We start from the raw sequence: 21,022 nt of genomic DNA, 5'->3' as shown, positions 1-21,022 counted from the left end.
GTTATTTCATCACCTCTTGTAGAGCCGCCTTCATTCCTTGCTTCTCGATTGCAAATGCATACTTGGTTACTAATTTTGTTAAACCCTCTACCTGATTTAAATCCTTTTTCCAAATTTTTTCATTGGCTAAAATTGTGGTTACAATATGCTCCAAATAACCTTCTGAACCGTCATAACCCTTCCAAAGTTCCCTGGATTGGTTTAAAATATCTGCATCATCAGCTAAAGGAATAGCTTGCCCATCTCTCTCTCCTTTATAGAAGACAATCAATGCTGCTAATGAGAAGATTAACTTTTGTGGTAAAATTTCTTTTCTAGCTTTGTATTCTAAAATGGAGAGAAGTACTCTTGTTTCAAATTTTGACATCGAATTTAGGGCTATGCTTATTAATTCATGTTTAATAAAAGGATTTCTAAAACGATCTAATACTGCATCAGCAAAGCTCTCTAATTCTTCTTTAGGTAAATCAAGGGTTGGAATAATTTCTTGAAAGATTGTTTCTTTTACAAACCTTCCAACAACCTCATCTTCTACCGACTCTTTTACTGTATCTATACCATATAGATACGCCACTGGCACCATACTTGTATGGGCACCATTTAATATTCTTACTTTTCTCGTTCTATAGGGGGTCATATCCTCAACAAATAATACATTTAGTCCTATTTCATTTGCTGGAAACTCTTTTTGTACCCAAGCAGGTCCTTCGATAACCCAAAGATGAAAATGTTCTGCTTCTACTACTAACTGATCTTCATAACCTAACTCTTGGTAAATTTCCTGTATTCTTTCTCTAGGATAACCTGGTACAATTCTATCTACCAAACTGTTACAAAAGGTATTTGCCTCTTCAATCCACTGCTTAAACCCTTCTTCCAGCTTCCAAAGTTCAATCAATCTTAGTATCGTTTCTTTCAGCTTATCGCCGTTTCTATCAATTAATTCACATGGAATAAAAATAAGCCCTTTATTTTTATCGCCATCAAAGGTTTTATACCTATGATAAAGCAATGCCGTTAATTTACCAGGAAAACTTTTTTGTGGCGTATCCTGTAACTGATCCCCTTCATCAAAAGCAATTCCTGCTTCTGTAGTATTGGAAATCACAAATCTTAGGTCTGGATTTTCCCCTACTTTTAGATATTCATCATAATTCGTGTAGGTATTGATTCCCCTAGTGATACAGTTAACTACTGTGTGCTCACTTACCACTTTTTCTTCTTTTATTCCATTTAAATATAGGGTATACAGCCCATCCTGTGCATTGAGCATATCCACCAAGCCTTTGTCTATCGGTTGAACAACCACTACACCACTATTAAAATTTGCTTCCTTGTTCATTTTGTCAATCTTCCAGTCAACAAAGGCTCTTAAAAAGTTTCCCTCTCCGAATTGTAGTATTTTTTCTGGATATTCTTTGTACTCCTTATAAGTTGTTTTGTTTAATTGCATAATATTTTCCTCCTCTTCGCTGTTTATAGATATATACTTTTAAATTTGAATGCTACTATACACCACCTATGGTTTTACTTTTAATTAAAAAGTATAGTAAAAGATTTTAACTCAAACTTTTGTATATTGAAATTTCTAAGTATATATCTCTATAATTGATAAAAGCTAAAACAGTAAAATTCTAGTCAAACAAACTGAGGTAATACTTAGCACATGTTTTCCTAAATATTTATAATATTATCTTAATACTATAATAACATATTATGCACACGTTAACAATGATAATATATTTTTTGCCAAAGTAATCAAATTGATTCTTTGGCAAAATAGATTTATCTATATTAGTATAGACTTTCAGGTCTTTGAATAAAGTGGATGATGTTTCCTTCAATATCTTTAAAAAACGCTGTCTTAATTCCCTTTGGGCTTACTTTTAGCTCTTCAATAATTTCTACATTGTGCTTTAGAAGATTTTCATATTCCTTCTCTATGTTATCTGTTCCAAAAGATAAATGTCTAATTCCTTGATTTTTATTGCTTGCTGCTTCAGTAGTATGGTCTGCTGGATAAATCTCTAACATACTTTTATCTTCCATCAATAAAAAGTAAGTGGGTCTTTCTTTTTTGTTATCATAAACGATCTTAAAACCAAATAGCTCGATATACCAATCCTTCAAAGCTTCTGTATTCTCTGCACAAATTCCAACATGCTCTAATGTTAACATAGTATCCTTCTCCTTTTTTTGTTTTTTAATGAATATACATACTACAACAGCTTATTTACAAGTATTGTAAATAAGCTGTTGTGCTTCCTCTATATTTAAAAGGGGAGGGTAAATATAGGGTTTATTTGTTTTGGGTTTATTTGTTTTAGTTTTTTTACCTATCTATATGTTCTTCGGTGCCCATAAATCTCTGTACCTGCTGAAGCGTTGGAAATCCTTCCATATCCCCTCTAACCAGGGTTGCCATGGCACCCACAGCATTGGCTAATTGTCCACATTCCCTTAAGCTAAAATTCTGTAATATGCCTGATAAAAAGCCGGCAGCAAAACCATCTCCTGCCCCTACGGTATCTTCAGGTTTTTCAACAATATAGCCTGTAACAAATTCATCTTCTTCTTTTTTTGCAATATAGCAGCCTTCTTTTCCTAGTTTGACAGCTACAATTTTGCAGCCCATCCCTAAAAATCCTTTGGCAATTTCTTTAGGATCTTCTGTCCCTAACAGTAACTTTCCTTCATCTTGTCCTGGAAAAAGGATGTCTGCTTTTTTTGCCACTTCTAGTAGAGTAGGTCTGGCCTCTTCTATACGCCATAACTTTAATCGAATATTTGGATCAAAGGACACCAACACATTATTCGCCTTAGCAAATTCTACTGCTTTAAAAACTGTTTCCCTAGCACTTGGGGATAATGCCAAGGTAATACCTGTAACATGCAGAATTTTAGAGGATTTAATATAGTCGAAGTCCAAGTCTTCTACCGTTATATTACTGGCAGCTGAGTTTTTTCTATAATAATAGACATTCGGGTTAACATGAGCAAATCTCTCTTTAAAGAGCAGTCCTGTATTGTTATGGGGATCAGTAACAACTCTAGAAACATCTACACCTTCACCACGAATGATGGCTTTTATATATCTTCCAAACTCATCATCGCCTATCTTAGAAAACCATCCTACATCATGACCAAGTCTAGCAAGGGCAATAGCCACATTAGACTCTGCTCCTGCTATAGACTTATTGAAATGATGTACATATCTTAAAGGTCCAGTCGTATCAGGGTTAAATAGAACCATGGATTCTCCAAAGGTTACAATTTCCATACTATCTTTGAACCCTTCCTGATGCATCACCTTTTGCTAATGTTTCTACTTCATCTTTAGCAACCAGGTTGAAATCTCCAGGAATTGTATGTTTTAATGCGGATGCAGCAACCGCAAATTCCAATGCTTCTTGCAATGGCATTTCTGTAATTAATCCATAGATTAACCCACTTGCAAAGGAGTCTCCTCCTCCAACTCTATCTACAATTCTTACATCGTATTTTCTAGATAAGTAAGATTTTTCGCCATCATATAATAATGCAGACCAACCATTATCAGAAGCAGAATAACTCTCTCTTAAGGTAGAAGCAACATATTTAAAACCAAATCTTTCGATTAACTGTTTTGCCACTTCTTCATAAGCTGTATGATTAATCTCGCCCTTTGTAATATCTGTATGGGCAGCTTTTATACCAAATACCATTTCTGCATCTTCTTCGTTACCAATACATACATCAACATATTGCATTAAACCAGACATTACTTCATTTGCTTTTGCCGGTGTCCAGAGTTTTTTTCTAAAGTTTAAGTCAACAGAAACAGTTACGCCCATTTCTTTCGCTGCCTTGCAAGCTTCTAATGTAATTGCAGCAGCCTTATCACTTAAAGCAGGTGTTATACCTGTAAAGTGGAACCAATCTACACCATTAAAAATTTCTTTCCAATTAAAATCAGATACATCCGCTTCAGCTATAGCAGCATGTGCTCGGTCATAGATTACCTTAGAAGGTCTTTGAGAAGCACCAGTTTCTAAGAAATAAATGCCCAGTCGATCTCCACCTCTTGCAATATAGCTGGTATCCACACCATATCTTCTCAATGCATTGATAGCACTTTGTCCGATTTCATGCTTAGGTACTTTTGTTACAAATTTAGCATCTAAACCATAATTCGCTAAAGATACACAAACATTTGCTTCTCCACCGCCATAATTTACATCAAAACTATCAGATTGTACAAATCTTTCATAGCCTGGGGTAGATAGTCTTAACATGATTTCTCCAAGCGTCACTACTTTTTTCATCATGATTCCTCCTATTTTCCTCTAGCTTCTTTTATTTTTTCTACAAATTGTTTAGCAACCTCAGTGATTTGTTGAAAATCTCCAGTTTTAGCGCCACCTGTCAACTCTCCACCTACGCCTACTGCTACACAACCATTTTTGATCCATTCAGCTACATTGTCTAAACTTACGCCACCAGTAGGCATCAACACTGACTGTGGTAGTGGCCCTTTGATTGCTTTAATTACGCTAGGACCGTATACACTTCCAGGGAACACCTTAATTACATCAGCTCCTGCCTCCATAGCCTTGATAATCTCTGTAATGGTCATACAACCTGGCATATAGGGTACTTGATAGCGATTGCAAAGTTTTGCTGTTTCTAGATCAAAAGCCGGGCTAACGATATACTCCGCTCCAGCCAAGATAGCAACTCTAGCGGTCTCACTATCTAATACTGTCCCTGCACCTACGATCAATTCATCTTTTGTAAACTTTTCCTTCAAGGCTGCTATTACCTTTTCTGCTGATGGCACAGTGAAAGTAACTTCTATAGCAGGAATACCTCCTTCTATACAAGCCTTAGCAATTTTCTCTGCTATTTCACCGGTTTCTGCTCTAACAACAGCAACAATACCTGCCTCTGTAATCCTGTTTAATGTTTCTATTTTAGGTATCATCTATTACCCTCCTTACGCTTTATCATGTTTCATAATGCAAACTATAGTTTCATTATACGAAATTCATCTTATGCTATCAAAACACATGAACTGCCATTTCTCTTATTTATTATGGATTATCTTCTTTTATTTCATTCTTCCTTTTTTTTATATAGAAATCCTAAAATTTTACTAAAGCAGTATCTTTTTTCATGATTAAAAGAAACTGGGCTACATTGATACTTTGTAACCCAGTTCTTTAGAAATTTTACTGCTATATTCCAATATATAATTTTTAAAGTTTTCTATCGTTTCCTTTGTTACCCGCATCGTAGGCCCTGATACACTTATAGCACCACATACTTCTCCATTATGATTAAAAATAGGACTACCAATGCACCGAATACCCAGTTCATTTTCTTCTTCATCTAAAGCATAGCCTACTTCTCGCACCTTCTTCAAAGTTTCCTTCATTTCCTGCAGCTCTGTAATCGTATATTGTGTAAACTTTTTAATTTCACTAGCCTCCCAAATTTTTTCCACTTCTTCCTCCGGTAGATAGGCCATCATTGCTTTTCCTACAGATGTGCAGTACATGGGACTTCTGCTTCCTATACGAGAGTGCATCCTTATCTTATTATCTGATTCTACTTTATCTATATAGACGATTTCTATACCTTCCCTTACAACTAAATGTACAACTTCGTTGGTAATCTCCGTTAACTGCTGCAAATAAGGTTTTGCTACAGACAAAATATCCATTTTATCTATTAGTTTATTGCCTAATTCCAAAAGCTTCAGTGTTAATTTATATTTATTTGTACTTGGATTTTGCTCTACATATCCTTTACAAATCAAAGTTACTAAAAGTCTATGGACAGTACTTTTATGGAGGTCTATTTTTGAACTGATTTCTGTAATTCCTACGCCTTCTTCATAATCCGATAATACTTCTAAAATAGATAGCGCCCTATCTACGGATTGTACTGTTTCCTTCATTTCTACACTTCCCTTTCCTACTTTCTCATGTTGAACGAATATTTCATTGGTATCGTAGACAGTCTTACTGTTCTTTCAAGTTTTCTATTAAATCAACTAAAGCATCAAATGCTTTTTCTTCATCAGAACCTTCTACTTTTAGCAGGATTTCCTCATCCTGTCGTACCAACATACTCATGATATTCATAATACTCTTGCAGTTATATTCATTACCGTTTTTTATAATATAGCTTTCAGCCTTAAACTTTGTAGCTTCTCTTACTAGAAAACTAGCAGCACGAGGACTTAATCCTGTTTCATTTTTTATTGTTATCTTTTTTTCTAACATTCTTCCTTACCTTCCCTTCAAATATTTATAGAAATTTTACCCATTTCATCTCTAACACAGATAAATCGTCCTTTAATTTTTCTTGCGTTTTTGCTAATTTATTTAAGTTATAGGTTAAGTAATGATTGTGGTAACTAGATTGTATCTCTTTTTCTAAATATTCCACCAGGCCATCATATTCTAATGCAGTTCCAGTTTCTGTTTTCAGTTCCAATAATCCATCTGTATAGATAATTAAATGATCTCCTGACTCTAGGTAAACAGTTTTTTCTTCATAACCCTCTGTAAACTCAAATCCTACTGGTGTCCCATATCCATCTAATTCCATGATATCACCATTATCCCTAATTAAAATAGGAGAGGGATGGGCTGCCCTAACATATTTTAATACCCCGGTTTTTACATTTAAAACCATGTAGAAAATTGTAAAGTAATGGTTGTATTTGGTAAAAGGGAATCTTTTGTTCAAATAGTTTATAACCTCCAGGGGTGAAATAATTTCATAGTAAGGAGATCGGCTAATTTTTTTCTTTAAAGGCGATCCCCTATCTACATCTAAAATAAGAAATTCTGATAAAGCTACCGCCAACATAGAGGAAGCTACACCATGCCCCATTACATCTATAGCATATAATCCCATATGATCTTCATCCAACATAAAGACATCAAATATATCTCCTCCTACCTTGCCGGAAGGCTGAAACTGCCAGAAAAAAGAACAGTTCGGGATGTTGCCAAGAGACTTTGGAATAAGGGCTTCCTGAATTTTTGAGGCCATATTTAGATTGTTTTCCAACTCAATTTTTTGCTTGTTTATGGTGATTAAACTTTCTTTTAATGCCTTTTTCGTCTTGCTGTAATTTTGTTGTAGTTTTGCTAACTTTAAGCTATTTTTTACCCTTAACATAAGTTCTCTTTCATCAAAAGGTTTTTGTATATAATCATCAATACCAAATTCAATCCATTGAAATTTTTTGCTTGAATCCTCTTCTCCCCAAACAGCAATAAGAGGAATGTGACAGCTTCTTTCTTCTTTTTTTAACCTTTGACACAGCTCTAAATATACACTTTCCTCGCCATCCATATCAATAAGTATGATATGTGGCATAAGATTTAACACCTGTAGGATGGTATTAGAACTTATTTCTTCTTCTATCACTTCATGTCCATGTCTTCTTAGTATTTTTTTTATATCACAACGATTATCTTTCTTTGTATGTATTATCAATGCTTTTCCAAGACTCATTTATATCCCAACCTTATTATGCTTTATATATTTTATTATCGTTTAACTTTTATCTCTTAAGCTGTGAAGTTTTTGTCATAATTTTAGGGTATAAAACTCCACCTCTAGCATGAGTTAGGTGGGCTTTTCAATCAGATGGGGTAGCCGTTGATGCCCTTATATTTTCCTTTGTTGAAATCGGTTTACTCTAATACTTCTTTAATAAATACGGTTAACTCTATTAGTAAATTCCTAATTTTATTGGTATCGGTAGTTTTAACCATTGGACGCAATGGAAAGCCTTTATTGATATTAATCACGATCCCTTTTTCTCCTGTATTTAATAAAACTTTTGTTCCCAACGGATAAACGGCTATGTTATAGATAAATTTCCTGACCAATTCCCGCTCCAAATGTATTCCTGCAACTGTCATTAAATATTCAATAGCTTTATGAGGTAACATTGGTTTTTTATAAATTCTTTGTGCTGTTATTGCATCATAGATATCACATATTGCCACCATTTTTGAAAACAAATGCAACTTCTCCCATCCCACTGCATTAGGATATCCCCCTTTATCCATTCTTTCATGATGCTCCTTCGCTACTCTAGCAATGATTTCACTATAACCTAGATGGTTTTTTAGAATGTCATAGCCATAAATCGTATGTTTCTTCATGATTTCCATTTCTTCAGGTAATAATTTTTTTGGTTTTAATAAAATACGATCTGGAATTTTCATTTTTCCTATATCGTGCAACATTCCAGCTATGGCGGCATCTACCATTTCTGAAGCTTCTAGCTGCAAACTTTTTCCGAATAATATCATAAAAATAGATACATCTATAGAGTGTAGATAGGTATAAACATCCTTATTCCTAATACCTTGAATACTCATATAAACCTGTTGATTATTTGATATACTCACCACTAAGTTTTTAGCAATATCTGCAACCATTTTTTTATCTAGTCTATCGCTGCTTTTAAAAGTTTCAAACTCTCTACTTAACTGAGCAAAGGTCTGCTTATATACTTTCTTCGTTTCTTGTATCTGGTTTATAACAGTTTCATCTAAATGCTCCATACTATTCTCTAAATTATCAAAAGGAGAAGTATCTTTCATTAAAAAAATGATATTATTTTTTTGAAGCTTTTTTTTTAATGCTTCTGTTATCTGTGTCCCCTTTTTTACAAGAACAGTTCCTTTGTCATTACACAAATCATACGCTATAGGCGTTCCATTCTCAATTTCCGATAAATATATCTTCTCCATTCCAGGCAATCCCCCTCTTTTGTGAAATAATCTCATAGAATTTTATTATTAAAAATCACCTGAATATTATCCCATACAACACTTTCTATGCCCTGAACTTGTTTTAAGTGACAATACAACTCCATACGATTTAACTTTGCAGGTATTTTGATAAAAAAAGTAAGTTGAATGTTGTATTCATAATCCTGATAGTCCTGATCCTCTTGAACAAATTCATTTTCTATCACAATGTTTTTTATACTAATGTGAAATCTCCCAAAAACTGTACCAATTTCTCCTATAAACCCTGGGCGCCCAATTCCTTTGATCTTCACCTCCGAGTATCGTTTCATCTGAGCTATTCGTCTTTCTAAAATTCTCAAACTACTTAAAGAGAACAAAGCTATGGCAGTTGTTACGACGGCTCCTAAGTAAAACCCTGTCCCCACAGCTAATCCAATGCCTCCACTGATCCAGATGCTGGCGGCGGTAGTAAGTCCCCTTACGTTTGTACCCTCTCGCATAATTGTTCCAGCACCTAGAAATCCTATGCCACTTACTACTTGCGCTGCTAATCTAGCTGGTTCTCCACCTCTGCCTTCAGGTCCAAATCCCATAAAGGCATAAATAGATAGTACCATGATTAGACAAGATCCTACTGTTACAAGGATATGGGTTCGGAAACCTGCTGGTCTATTGTTTACTTCTCTCTCAAAACCTATAAATCCTCCTAAAACCGTAGCTAAAAGCAGCCTAAAAATTAAATCCATATTTGAAATCATTTATTCACCACCATTATTTCATTTTATAGTAAATATTTTTCTTCACTTAACTATCTTATATTTTTCTTATTTGATATATTACTATATTTTTCTCTAATTATAGCATAATAACAAGAAATGAGTACCCTCAATAAATATTATCACATATTTCATCAATAAAATGAGACTTAATTCATAAGTAGATGGCTAAAAGCTTGCATTTTAACTTTTGTGGCAGTCGCTTAGTTTGTTTATCTAGAGGGAATTTTTACCCTCACTAAATTGTAGCTGAATTTACTTGGAGGATACATTTCATTACGCAAGAATATTTGAGAATATATTATAAAATTGGGTATATACTTTAAAACTAAAAAAATTGACTGGGGGAGGATTTTTATGGAAATACAGTTCTTAGGTGCTGCTAAAGTAGTTACAGGCTCCAATATTTTAATTTCTACAGGAAAATATAAAATTTTGTTGGATTGTGGCTTATTTCAAGGTACAAAAGATTTGGAGGCATTAAATTATGAAAACTTTCAATTTAATCCAGCTGAAATTGATTATCTTTTGTTAAGTCATGCTCACATTGATCATAGTGGCAGGATTCCCAAATTAGTGAAAGAAGGTTTCCGTGGAAAAATTGTTTGTACAAAAGCTACAAAAGACCTAGCAGAAATTATGCTGGTAGACAGTGGTCATATTCAAGAATCTGATGTAGAATGGGAAAATAGAAAAGCAAAACGAGCCGGAAAACCTCCTGTCGAAGCATTATATACAGCAGAAGATGCCTCTAATAGTCTTCGTTATTTCGAAGCAGCACTCTATCATCAAAAAATTACGCTAAATGACAGTATTACCGTACGATTTCAAGATGCTGGTCACATTTTAGGCTCCTCTATTATAGAACTGTGGATCACTGAAAAGCATGATACTGTAAAAATTGTTTATTCAGGAGATATTGGTATGAAAAATAAACCTTTGATTCGTGACCCTGACTTCATCGAAAGTGCGGATTATCTTATTTTAGAATCTACCTATGGTAATCGTCTCCATGAGAATATCGACAAGCGCATGGAAAAACTTATGGATATCATTAACACTACAGTATTACGGGGGGGCACTGTAATTATTCCTTCTTTTGCTGTAGGTAGAACACAGGAGCTTATCTATGAATTAAATAAATACTATGAATATACCAATGATTTAGAGACCTTCCTCAGGGTACCTATTTATATTGATAGCCCCATGGCTACTTCTGCTACAGAAATTTTCAAAAAAAATGCCTATTGTTTCGATGAGGAAGCAAAAAAATTAATATTAAGTGGTGATAATCCCTTAGACTTTGATAACCTTTACTTTGTGCGGGATCACAATGAATCTATGCGACTAAATGATGCCAATTATCCTAAAGTGATTATTTCCGCCAGTGGCATGTGTACTGCTGGTAGGGTCCGCCATCATTTAAAACATCATCTATGGAAGAAAAAAAATAGTGTTGTTTTTGTTGGTTATCAAGCTAGTGGTACACTTGGAAGAATTCTAAAGGATGGCGTGAAAAAAGTAAAACTACTGGGAGAAGAAATCGCTGTTTTAGCAGAAATTCATAGTATAGAAGGGTTTTCCGGTCATGGAGATCAGGCCGATTTATTAAACTGGCTTGGCGCTTTTAAAAAGAAACCTAAAAGGATTTTCCTTATACATGGTGAGGAAGAGGCTTCAGCAGCCCTTTCCCAAAAAATCAAAAATAAGTATGCTATTCCCACCACCATTCCCAATGTGGGTTATAGCTTCCAAATAGAAGATGATGTATTAAAAACCTATTCAGGAGAAATATTAGAACCTATTCAAAGAAGAGAAAATATTAAGAAAGAACTTCAACTGGTCTATGATCAATTTGAAAGTCTTGTGGCAAAAACAAATCGTTTTATTGATGATGATGTGCTAAAAAAGGATTATGATCAGCTAAAAAACAAACTACTGGAGTTGCAAAGAGAGCTTTTAGATATCAGCATCATGCTAGGAAATTAATATTTTTTAAAAATTTTGAAAATTTTTTTGAAAAAAGTATTGCTATTTTCAAAATATATTGTATAATGTATTATTATAAACAAATTAATATTTTTTAGGGGCAAGGGCGTCCTCTACAAAGGCAATAAAAATCTATTTCTTTTGTAGCGGGCGCTTTTTTTATTGCTACAATTCATAGGGAGGTGAAGTGAATGAGTAAAATTGTAAAAATCGAGATCATTACACGTCAAAGCAAATTTGAGGAACTAAAACAGGCTTTAAACAATATCGGAATTTCAGGTATGACAGTAACACAGGTATTAGGATTTGGCTTGCAGAAAGGAAAAACAGAATTTTATAGAGGTACAGAGTATAGCGTGGACTTATTACCTAAAGTAAAAGTTGAAGTGGTTGCTGGTGAAGCGCTAGCAGATTTAGTCATTGAGTCGGCAAAAAAGGTTTGTAGTACTGGTGACATTGGAGATGGTAAGATTTTTGTTTTACCTGTCGACAAAGTAGTACGTATTCGAACAGGCGAAGAAGCAGATCAGGCATTGTAAAACAACATTTTTAGATTTTTCGCAATATTCAATTAAATTATCACGACAAAGGGGTTGATTAGATATGAATAATGAATTTATTTTTGCTATAGATACGATATGGGTGTTAGTTGCCTCTGCTCTAGTGTTTTTTATGCAAGCTGGTTTTGCTATGGTAGAGACAGGTTTTACGAGAGCAAAAAATGCAGGAAATATTATTATGAAAAATCTTATGGACTTTTGTATAGGTTCTCTCGTTTATTGGTGTGTTGGTTTTAGTATTATGTTTGGCTTAAGTCATGGTGGTTTTATCGGAGAAATTAGCTTTTTTTCTACGATGAATATAGGTCATTTGGAGTTAACCATTCCCAAAGAAGCTTTTTTGATTTTCCAAACAGTTTTTTGTGCTACTGCTGCAACCATTGTATCAGGGGCAATGGCAGAAAGAACAAAGTTTAGCTCCTATTTAGTTTATAGTTTCTTTATAAGCTTGATTGTTTATCCTGTGGTAGGTCATTGGATTTGGGGCGGTGGCTGGTTAAGTGAATTAGGTTTTATGGATTTCGCAGGATCTACTGTTGTTCACTCTGTTGGCGGTTGGTCAGCTTTAGTAGGGGCTTGGGTAATTGGCCCTCGAATTGGCAAATATAATAGTAAAGGTCAACCACAAGCTATTCCCGGTCATAGTTTAACTTTAGGAGCTTTAGGTGTCTTTATTCTATGGTTAGGATGGTTTGGTTTCAATCCTGGTTCTAGTTTATCTGGCATGGACTACAACGGTATATCTCATATTTTTATTACTACCAATTTAGCTGCAGCGACATCTACAATTGTAGCTATGCTAATCACTTGGGTTCGTTATGGAAAACCTGATGTTAGTATGACGCTCAATGGGTCTTTAGCAGGTCTAGTGGGAATCACTGCCGGTACTGATGTTGTTAGCCCTATGGGTGCTGTTGCCATTGGTATCATTGCTGGTGTAGCGATTGTCTATGGGGTTGAATTTGTAGATAAAGTATTAAAAATTGATGACCCTGTTGGAGCTGTGGGTGTTCATGGCGTTTGTGGTTCTATTGGAACCATTGCTGTAGGATTATTTGCTGTAGAAGGTGGTTTATTTTACGGAGGCGGTATAAGCCTATTATTAACCCAATTGACTGGCGTAGCAGCAGTAGCTCTATGGACTTGTTCAACTACATTCCTTCTATTTAAGGTAATACAAAAGACAATTGGACTTCGTGTACCAGCAGAGGAAGAATTAAAAGGCCTAGATATCGAAGAACACGGTATCGAAAGTTACGCTGATTTTCAACCAAAGTCTATTCCTAATATGTCTAATATCTAATTATTATAAAAAAGAGAATCTCTGCAAAAGAGATTCTCTTTTTTACCTTGACGTTTTTAGAAGCTAGGGAATATTTTCTAGTTCTAGGTAAGCATTTTCTGTTAACTGCTGTTTATCTATTTTTGTATTCAGGCTATTGGCTTCTAGCTTCTTGGGAAAAAACAAAATAAATTCACTACCGTTGCCTTTTTGGCTATAAACCTCTATTTTTCCCCCCATAAATTCCATAAGTTTTTTTACCAAAGAAAGTCCAATGCCCGTTCCCCGATGCTCTCCCTTATTGATATGCTCTGCAATATAAAAACGGTTAAAAATCTTATCTACTTCCTCTTGTGCTATTCCTATCCCACTGTCCTTTACCCCCACTTTCATATACTCCTCATCTTCTTGAATATATACTTGAATTTTGCCATTGCTTTCTGTAAATTTAAAGGCATTAGATAATAAGTTCAATAAAATCCGTTCGTACTTTTCCACATCTAAAGCAATCGTAGCTGTGCTACAATCATAAGAAAAATCAATTTCAATATTTTTCTTCTCTCCTATGGGCAAAATAGATTCTACGATAAAGTCAGTATAGGTTACTAAATTGGTGTTGGTAAGGGTTAGTTTCATAAATCCCGCTTCTGCTCTAGTAATATCTAAAAAGTTGTTAACAAGTCTCAGTAAACGAAGGGTATTTTTTTCTACTTTAGACACAAGTCTTTTTGTTCCATCTGTAAGATGCCTTGTATAATACTCGCTTTTCAGCATTTGTACAACAGAATGTATGATGGTAATAGGAGAACGAAGTTCATGAGAAATTGTTGCAAAATATTCTTCTCTAGATTTTGTTAATCTTTCTGTTTCTTTTTGCAATTTTACCTGCGGTGTTACGTCCATTCCCACTACCACCATTTGTTTTTGTCCATCTCCTCCATTAGGGAGCATCGTATATACCACTTGATAATACTGTCCATCCCCCTGAGGTGTTTTAACAGAGAGCATCTTTGCTCTTTCTGTTATTTCTTCACTTATTAGCGTTTCTTTCCTGTGCTTCATAAATCGAGAATATGCTGGAGGTAAAATTTCATAGATCGTCTTGCCTATTATATCTTCATAGGTTAGATTTTTGCCTGCAATCCTAGAGATAATTTCTAAATAAACATGATTTAAATACTTGTGAACATAATCGGGATAAGTAATAACTGCCATGGGTGCTCCAACCGCATTCATAACATTGTTGATAAACTCTTTTTGTTGCTTTATCTTCATCTCTTGTTTTTTTATTTTTGTAATATCATTTACACTAATTACAGCATATGCCACCTTACCATCTACATCAAATACAGGGCTGCCACTTAATTGGATGTATGTGATCTTTCTATTTCTATTTATAATAAAAACTTGATTTTTTATCTTTTTACCCTTCAGTACCTTTAATAGGGGATAGTCTTCTACCCCAATAACATTACCTTTTTTATCTATCATGCTAATATTGCATATCTTTTCTTTGGCCATTTCAGTATAAACCTTATCATCATTCTGTTTTTTTATCTTTAAACAAGGTACCACTCCAAAAGATTTTTTATCTATGATGCTACATGCTTTTTCTTCAACTACTTCATCATAAATCTTATAATGACCTTTCTTACTCCGCCCTAAACAAGGCAGTATTTTAAGACATGCAGGGTTCATCATAATATACTCCCCTTCAGGACTTAAAATAGCCACCCCATCAGAAATAGTATTGATAATCATCTCCAGCTGTTCTGCCTTACTTTTAAAACTATTCTTCACTTCCTGCAACTTAACATAATCGGTAATATCTTCTACAATGCCAATAGCCAGTTTTCTGTCAAGATCATCACAATAAGGTATTGCGTGAATATGATAATAAGCTTCTTCTCCCTTAAGGTTTCTTATCATGGTTTTACACGTATATATTGGTTTTCCTGTAAAAATCGACAGGCTGGTATCCTCTTCCTTTGTCATTCTTTTTCCCTCTAAATTATATACTTGTAGCTTTTCATAAATATCTCTTAAGTTATACACCTGATTTTCCTTCATAAATTTCCAAGAAGCTTTATTTAATAGAATATATTTTCCTTCTTCATTCATGATAAAAATCATTTCTCTGGTATTATCCAATATGTAGTTTAATAAATTTGTCTGGGTTTCATATCGCTTATTTTGTTTTCTAACCTTCTCTGTTAACTCTTTTACTTCACTTTTATATCTTATAGCAACCATTTCATTCTCTATTGCCCTTACTGTCATTCTACCTAAAGTACTCAACAATTTACTATGTTGAAGTGTAGAACTTAATAGTCCTAATATATAGATCATATCTCCTTGAGGATTTTTTATTGGTATAGCCTCTGTTATGTAGGGATGATATCTCTGTTGATAGTGTTGATAGTTTTTTACAACCTCATGTCTATTATGTTCCAGTGTAAGTCCTATGGCTGTTGTACCCTTCATGTTTACTCCCCAATTTACCCCCACACTTAATCCCAATAGTTTTTCCTCTTTGTCAGAAAAATTGTTTATCGTTTGAAGCAAATATCCTTCATTGTTGAGTAAAAATATACCATAATCTGCTTTCTGAATATTTTCCCTGAAGCCTTGAGCAATTCCATTAAGGTATTCTTTTGTAAATGTTAAATGCTGCTTATGTCGATGAAGTAATTTTTCCAGTAAGAAAGCACTCAGTTCCTGTTCTTTGTAAAGTGCTTCACATGGAACATTATAAATTCTTGAAGTTTTCCAACTCCTGGAAATATTTTCCTCAACTTCTAAGGATAAAATACCTTTTTGCGTAAAATCATGCCATAGCTTATACTCCACTACCGATACCCTCGCTTTCTCGTAAAGAGCATGTTGATTATAAAATAAAACGTTACCAATTTGATATCTTCTTATATTATTCCACTTGTTTTTAGGAAAATCCTTCTATATTTTAAATTAAAAGGAAAAATTTCCCCTTTATATGTAAAAACTTTTCGTCATAATTCTTTAAATACAAAGATAGTGTACTTCTACTTTTAGAAGTACACTATCTTTTATCACCTTTTTATAAAATTCGAGGATGTAGTGCTTGATCTCCCACCTAATTCCCAGTATTTTAACTTAAAGTTTTAGTTAACTTTCTTGCCAAACGAACTGCTTGAATAGCATCTTCTGCATAATGTGCATCAATCATTTCTGCATAGTGCTGCGTTACAACTGCTCCTCCCACCATGACAGGTATGGATAAATTTCTTGCCTTCAATATTTCCATAACACTTTTCATTTCCTGCATTGTTGTAGTCATCAAAGCACTTAGACCTATAATATCTGCCTTCTCTTTTATAGCAGTCTCGATAATCACTTCAGCCTCAACATCTTTGCCCAAATCAATCACACGATATCCGTGATTTTGAAGCATAATAGAAACAATGTTCTTCCCTATATCATGGATATCTCCCTTTACAGTAGCAATAACGAAGGTGCCTATATGATCCACTTCCTTTTGCTGCAATAAAGGCTTTAGGTGCTGAAAAACCTTTTGAGCTGTTTCCGCTGCCATCAACAGCTGCGGTAAAAAGTAAATCTGTTTCTCATAGTTTTCTCCCGCTTCTTCCAAGGCTGGTGTAACACAACGGTTTATGATTTCTTCTGGGCTGATGCTATTCGTTAAAAGGACTTCCACTTGAGGAATGACAGTTTCTTGATCTCCTTCTAAAATAATTTCTATAAGTTGCGTTACTTCATCTACCCTTTTAGCTTCTTCAGTTTTTGCCACTGACTTCGCTTCTGGTACTTTATCAGCCCATTGAATAAAAAACTGAGCATTTTTATCTTTATTCATTAAAACATCAGAACTTCTAATAATCGGCCAATTACTCGAATGGTAAGGGTTAAGGATAGGAATATCCAATCCTGCCTCTAGCGCCATAGCTAAAAAAGTGTCGTTCAAGTGCCTTCTATTCGGCAGACCATGGGAAATATTTTCAACACCTAACAAAGTCTTTACACCTAATTCTTTTTTTACAAGCCTTATGGCCTTTAAACATTCCATAGCTAAAGATTGTTGTGCTCCTGCTGTTAATACTAAGGTATCAATATATATATCTTCTCTTCTTATACCTTCATTAACAGCTGTTGTTACAATTTTTTCAGCTATTTTAAACCGATCTTCGGCCTTTTCAGGAATCCCCTTATCCTCCAATGTTAAGCCTACTACTGCAGCACCATATTTTTTAGCTAACTTTATTACTCTTTGTAAAGTCTCATCTTCCCCATTAGTAGAATTCAGCAAGGGTTTTCCATCATAAACCTTTAGCCCCTCCTCCATAGCATCATAGTTTACAGTATCTATGGAAAGAGGCTGATGAATCACCCGCTGTATTGATGTAAGCGCCCTTGTTATGAAATTTTTTTCTTCTTCTGCACTCAAGCCTAGATTAACATCTATAATATGTGCTCCTGCATTTACTTGCTTTACAGCTTCTTCACAAAGCACTGATGTATTTCCTTCTCTAATCGCCTTCATTAACTGTTTCTTCCCTGTAGGGTTAATATATCCTCCTATAACAGCAGTAGGAAATTCTTCTCCTATAAGGAAGGTTGTCGTCCTACTGGCTAATTTAGAAAAGGATATTTTTTTCTTTTGTAAGGGTTTTATAGAGCTTGCAGCCTCCACCATAAGCTTCAAGTGTTCCGGAGTGGTACCACAGCATCCTCCAACAATATTCGCACCAGATAAAACTAAATCCTCTACATAGTTGGCCATTTTTTCTGGAGACAAGTCATAAATAGACGTTCCTTCTACCAATTTAGGTAACCCAGCATTAGGTTGAACAATCAATGGGCGATCGCTTACGTCACACATTTCTTTAAGTATTTTTATCATCATATCCGGGCCAAAGCCACAGTTGGCACCTATCACATCTACGCCTAGAGCCTCTAAGACAGTAACAACTGTTTTAGGGTCAGAGCCTGTTAAAGTTCGCATATTCTCTTGAAAGGTCATAGAACAAACAATAGGAATATCTGCTATGTCCTTTACCGCCATAACCGCCGCCTTGGCTTCTTTTATGTCTGACATGGTTTCAATATTGATTAAGTCTGCCCCTGCTTCTATTAAAGCCTTCGCCTGCTGAAAGAATATTTCATATGCCTCTTCAAAGGTCAATTCCCCTAAAGGATATAGTAGTTTTCCTATGGGACCAATATCTCCTGCCACCAAATTTCCCTCTTTAGCTGTTTCTTTAGCAAGAGCAACGGCTTGTCTATTAATTTCTTCTACTTTATCACCAAAACCATATTGAGAAAGTTTGATTCTATTACCCCCAAAGGTATTGGTCTGAATAATATCGCATCCAGCTTCTATATAGCCTTTATGTATACTTTTAATAACTTCTTTATTTTCTAAGTTGTATATCTCAGGACATTGACTGGTCTTTAGCCCCATTTTCTGCAACATTGTTCCCATAGCTCCATCAAACATCAAAACCTTTTCCCTCAACATTTTCTTTAAGTGTGATTTTTCCAAAAATTTTACCTCCCACATCATCTATTTATTACTACGCCACAGGGTCAGCTCTATTTCTTCACTGAATTGCTAATATTGAAAATTTTTCCAAACATGCCTATGACGCTGTTCTTTGCCTCTGATTGTAATATATAGTAATAGCAGCATGCTTGCTGCTATTTTGGTTGAAAATACAGTTTTGGGGAGAAAACAATTCATTTATACTATAAATTGTAACTCCCTCTTAGTTTCTCATTATACATCTTTTTCTATCCAATATACAATATTCTGTCGCTAATTTCATTATATTTTTACAATAATTCTTCTATGGAATTAAGATCATCAAGTACCTTTTAGTTGGGTCGCCCTGAATATCGTGAAAAATCTTGATGAAGATTCCCTGAGTGAACTTGTTTCAACAAGCTGAAACATTGGGGAATCAGATGGGGAGTCTACCCCACCTGATTATAAAGCCCCACCTACGCTAATGCTTAGAAGTAGAGGTCTCAACCCTGAAGATAAAAACTTTTATCTATAAAATTCGGCTACGATTCAGAGGATGTAGTGCTTGATCTCCCACTTGCAAAAGTGGGGATCTTAGCAATACATCCAAGGATAAATGCACCTATTCTATGGTTCTCTATCCTCCAAATATTGATCTCTTGCCAGTTGAAGTTCATTATAGGTATCTACCCCTACAATACCATCTGCTATGATATTGAAATCTCTTTGAAAACTTCTTACTGCCTCTGCTGCTGCTTCATCGTAGATGCCGTCTATTTCGTCTCTATAGTAGCCTAATTCTGTTAAAATAGCCTTTACTTCAAACACATCAGGCCCTGGCTCTACACCAATCTCCAGCACTCTACCTGAAAACACTTCTCCTGTTATTTTTACAGGTGTACCTAAAGGAACAATATCATAAAGGGCATTGACGTCTTCATTAAACATCCTTATACACCCATGACTAGCAGCGGTACCTATGGATTCCGGTGCATCTGTACCGTGGATACCATACCCACCCCAGGGAACATTGATGCGCATCCAACGGGTACCAAATGGGCCCCCAGGATTTCTAGTTTTTTGAATAATCTGCCAATCACCTGTAGGTGTAGGAGTAGAAGGTTTTCCTACTGCCACTGGATAAGTATTAATGATTTCACTAAACTGTTTTAGCGTCAGGATTTTTCTTTCCAGGTCCACCTCTATTCTGTACCCCTCCGGTGGCACTGGAAACTGCACTGCAGGATCTAGCCCTATTGCATTCCATGTATCTGGTCCCACTATGCCGTCAGGGTTTAATCCATAGTCAGTTTGAAAGCTTCTGACAGCTTCAAAAACCTCATCATCATAAATTCCATCTACGACCCCTTCATAAAAACCTAGTGTAGTTAATCTTTCTTGTACATGCATCACATCTGGGCCTTCCATATAAGGATCTAACAATCTTAAATATCTACTAGCTATTCTCATACACATACCTCCTTACTCTATAATACGTAATTCCTTTATGAAGTTGACAATAGCGGTAAATTTATGTTGTAATAGATACTATAAAATTTTTAAAAACTAGTATAGAATAGGATTAGAAAATTAATTGGAAGGAAGATGTATAATGAAGTGCCGCGTCGCTTCTAAGAATGATCAGCAATATTTTGTAGATAATTATTTAAAGCACTATGGTGATGTTCAGGAATTAGCAGAAAAGTATGCAATAGCTTGCATCGAGGTCCACAGAAGCTTAATGTTTTATAATGATCATGAAACAATTGGCGCTATCACATGGTCCATCAAAGAAGGGATTTCTTCAGGCTTAGTAGAAATTTTCCAAATGTTCATACATAGTGAAAAAAATCGTGGAAAAGGTTACGGCAGTCTTATGTTAAAATATTGCGTAGAGGATATTGAAAATTATTATAAAAAACTAAACTACCCTTTAAGGAGAGCTTTTATCGTTATCGATCAAGAAAACCTAGCCGGAAGAAATGTCTATAGAAAGCACGGCTTTAATCTTCTTGTAGAGGTAAAAAACCATCTAAAGACCGGCCATAAATCCTTTGTCTATTCAAAAGACTATTTTTAGGTAAACCAGTAATATCTTTAACTTTTTCTTTCACAAAAAAACT

At 34.9% G+C, this 21,022-nt stretch carries 17 protein-coding genes; 4 read left to right on the top strand and 13 right to left on the bottom strand.

What is annotated here, in order from left to right; translation table 11 throughout:
• Position 1: 1 nt before the first annotated feature.
• The 10 genes from BJL90_RS09250 to BJL90_RS09205 form a co-directional block, all read right to left on the bottom strand.
• Positions 2-1,453 (bottom strand): tagaturonate reductase, encoded by a 1,452-nt coding sequence (locus tag BJL90_RS09250; RefSeq protein ID WP_070966950.1) that lies wholly within the window; start codon positions 1,451-1,453, stop codon positions 2-4.
• Between the two features lie 341 nt (positions 1,454-1,794).
• The gene (locus BJL90_RS09245; RefSeq protein ID WP_070966946.1) at positions 1,795-2,178 is read right to left on the bottom strand and encodes a VOC family protein; all 384 of its coding nucleotides are present in this window, start codon (positions 2,176-2,178) and stop codon (positions 1,795-1,797) included.
• A gap of 154 nt (positions 2,179-2,332) precedes the next feature.
• The gene (locus BJL90_RS09240) at positions 2,333-3,307 is read right to left on the bottom strand and encodes a sugar kinase (RefSeq protein ID WP_335617851.1); all 975 of its coding nucleotides are present in this window, start codon (positions 3,305-3,307) and stop codon (positions 2,333-2,335) included.
• Positions 3,282-4,304, bottom strand: a complete 1,023-nt coding sequence (locus BJL90_RS09235; protein ID WP_335617832.1) for a sugar kinase — start codon at positions 4,302-4,304, stop codon at positions 3,282-3,284. Before BJL90_RS09235 ends, BJL90_RS09240 begins: the two co-directional genes overlap by 26 nt.
• An 11-nt stretch (positions 4,305-4,315) precedes the next feature.
• Complete coding sequence (locus BJL90_RS09230) at positions 4,316-4,963, bottom strand: bifunctional 2-keto-4-hydroxyglutarate aldolase/2-keto-3-deoxy-6-phosphogluconate aldolase (RefSeq protein WP_070966937.1); 648 nt, start codon at positions 4,961-4,963, stop codon at positions 4,316-4,318.
• A 210-nt stretch (positions 4,964-5,173) separates the two neighbouring features.
• Positions 5,174-5,941: an IclR family transcriptional regulator gene (locus BJL90_RS09225; protein WP_070966934.1), complete on the bottom strand. Its 768-nt coding sequence runs from the start codon at positions 5,939-5,941 to the stop codon at positions 5,174-5,176.
• A 64-nt stretch (positions 5,942-6,005) separates the two neighbouring features.
• Entirely contained in the window at positions 6,006-6,269 is a 264-nt protein-coding gene (locus BJL90_RS09220) for an HPr family phosphocarrier protein (RefSeq protein WP_070966932.1), read from the bottom strand.
• Between the two features lie 25 nt (positions 6,270-6,294).
• Complete coding sequence (locus BJL90_RS09215) at positions 6,295-7,515, bottom strand: SpoIIE family protein phosphatase (RefSeq protein WP_070966929.1); 1,221 nt, start codon at positions 7,513-7,515, stop codon at positions 6,295-6,297.
• A gap of 182 nt (positions 7,516-7,697) precedes the next feature.
• Entirely contained in the window at positions 7,698-8,768 is a 1,071-nt protein-coding gene (locus BJL90_RS09210; RefSeq protein ID WP_070966926.1) for an HD-GYP domain-containing protein, read from the bottom strand.
• A 32-nt stretch (positions 8,769-8,800) separates the two neighbouring features.
• Positions 8,801-9,529 (bottom strand): MgtC/SapB family protein, encoded by a 729-nt coding sequence (locus tag BJL90_RS09205; protein WP_070966923.1) that lies wholly within the window; start codon positions 9,527-9,529, stop codon positions 8,801-8,803.
• A gap of 375 nt (positions 9,530-9,904) precedes the next feature.
• On the opposite strand from BJL90_RS09205, the gene BJL90_RS09200 reads away from it, so the two are divergent.
• The 3 genes from BJL90_RS09200 to BJL90_RS09190 all read left to right on the top strand — a co-directional run bounded on the left by BJL90_RS09200 (position 9,905) and on the right by BJL90_RS09190 (position 13,399).
• Positions 9,905-11,536 carry an MBL fold metallo-hydrolase RNA specificity domain-containing protein gene (locus BJL90_RS09200; protein WP_070966921.1) on the top strand — a complete coding sequence of 544 codons (1,632 nt, stop codon included), beginning with the start codon at positions 9,905-9,907 and terminating at the stop codon, positions 11,534-11,536.
• Positions 11,537-11,727: 191 nt separating this feature from the next.
• A complete protein-coding gene (locus BJL90_RS09195; RefSeq protein ID WP_070966918.1) occupies positions 11,728-12,075 on the top strand; it encodes a P-II family nitrogen regulator in 348 nt (115 codons plus the stop codon).
• A 64-nt stretch (positions 12,076-12,139) separates the two neighbouring features.
• Positions 12,140-13,399, top strand: a complete 1,260-nt coding sequence (locus BJL90_RS09190) for an ammonium transporter (protein ID WP_070966914.1) — start codon at positions 12,140-12,142, stop codon at positions 13,397-13,399.
• A 63-nt stretch (positions 13,400-13,462) separates the two neighbouring features.
• On the opposite strand, the gene BJL90_RS09185 is transcribed toward BJL90_RS09190, so the two are convergent.
• The 3 genes from BJL90_RS09185 to BJL90_RS09175 form a co-directional block, all read right to left on the bottom strand.
• Positions 13,463-16,228 (bottom strand): ATP-binding protein, encoded by a 2,766-nt coding sequence (locus tag BJL90_RS09185; RefSeq protein ID WP_070966911.1) that lies wholly within the window; start codon positions 16,226-16,228, stop codon positions 13,463-13,465.
• A 277-nt stretch (positions 16,229-16,505) separates the two neighbouring features.
• Positions 16,506-18,917, bottom strand: a complete 2,412-nt coding sequence (locus BJL90_RS09180) for a homocysteine S-methyltransferase family protein (RefSeq protein ID WP_205684285.1) — start codon at positions 18,915-18,917, stop codon at positions 16,506-16,508.
• Positions 18,918-19,526: 609 nt separating this feature from the next.
• Entirely contained in the window at positions 19,527-20,369 is an 843-nt protein-coding gene (locus BJL90_RS09175; protein WP_070966908.1) for a L,D-transpeptidase family protein, read from the bottom strand.
• Positions 20,370-20,511: 142 nt separating this feature from the next.
• Between BJL90_RS09175 and BJL90_RS09170 the strand changes: the two genes are divergently transcribed.
• Entirely contained in the window at positions 20,512-20,979 is a 468-nt protein-coding gene (locus tag BJL90_RS09170) for a GNAT family N-acetyltransferase (protein WP_070966904.1), read from the top strand.
• Positions 20,980-21,022 lie beyond the last annotated feature (43 nt).

Source organism: Clostridium formicaceticum, assembly GCF_001854185.1.
Classification (GTDB): domain Bacteria; phylum Bacillota; class Clostridia; order Peptostreptococcales; family Natronincolaceae; genus Andreesenella; species Andreesenella formicacetica.
This window is presented reverse-complemented; position numbering and strand designations above follow the sequence as displayed.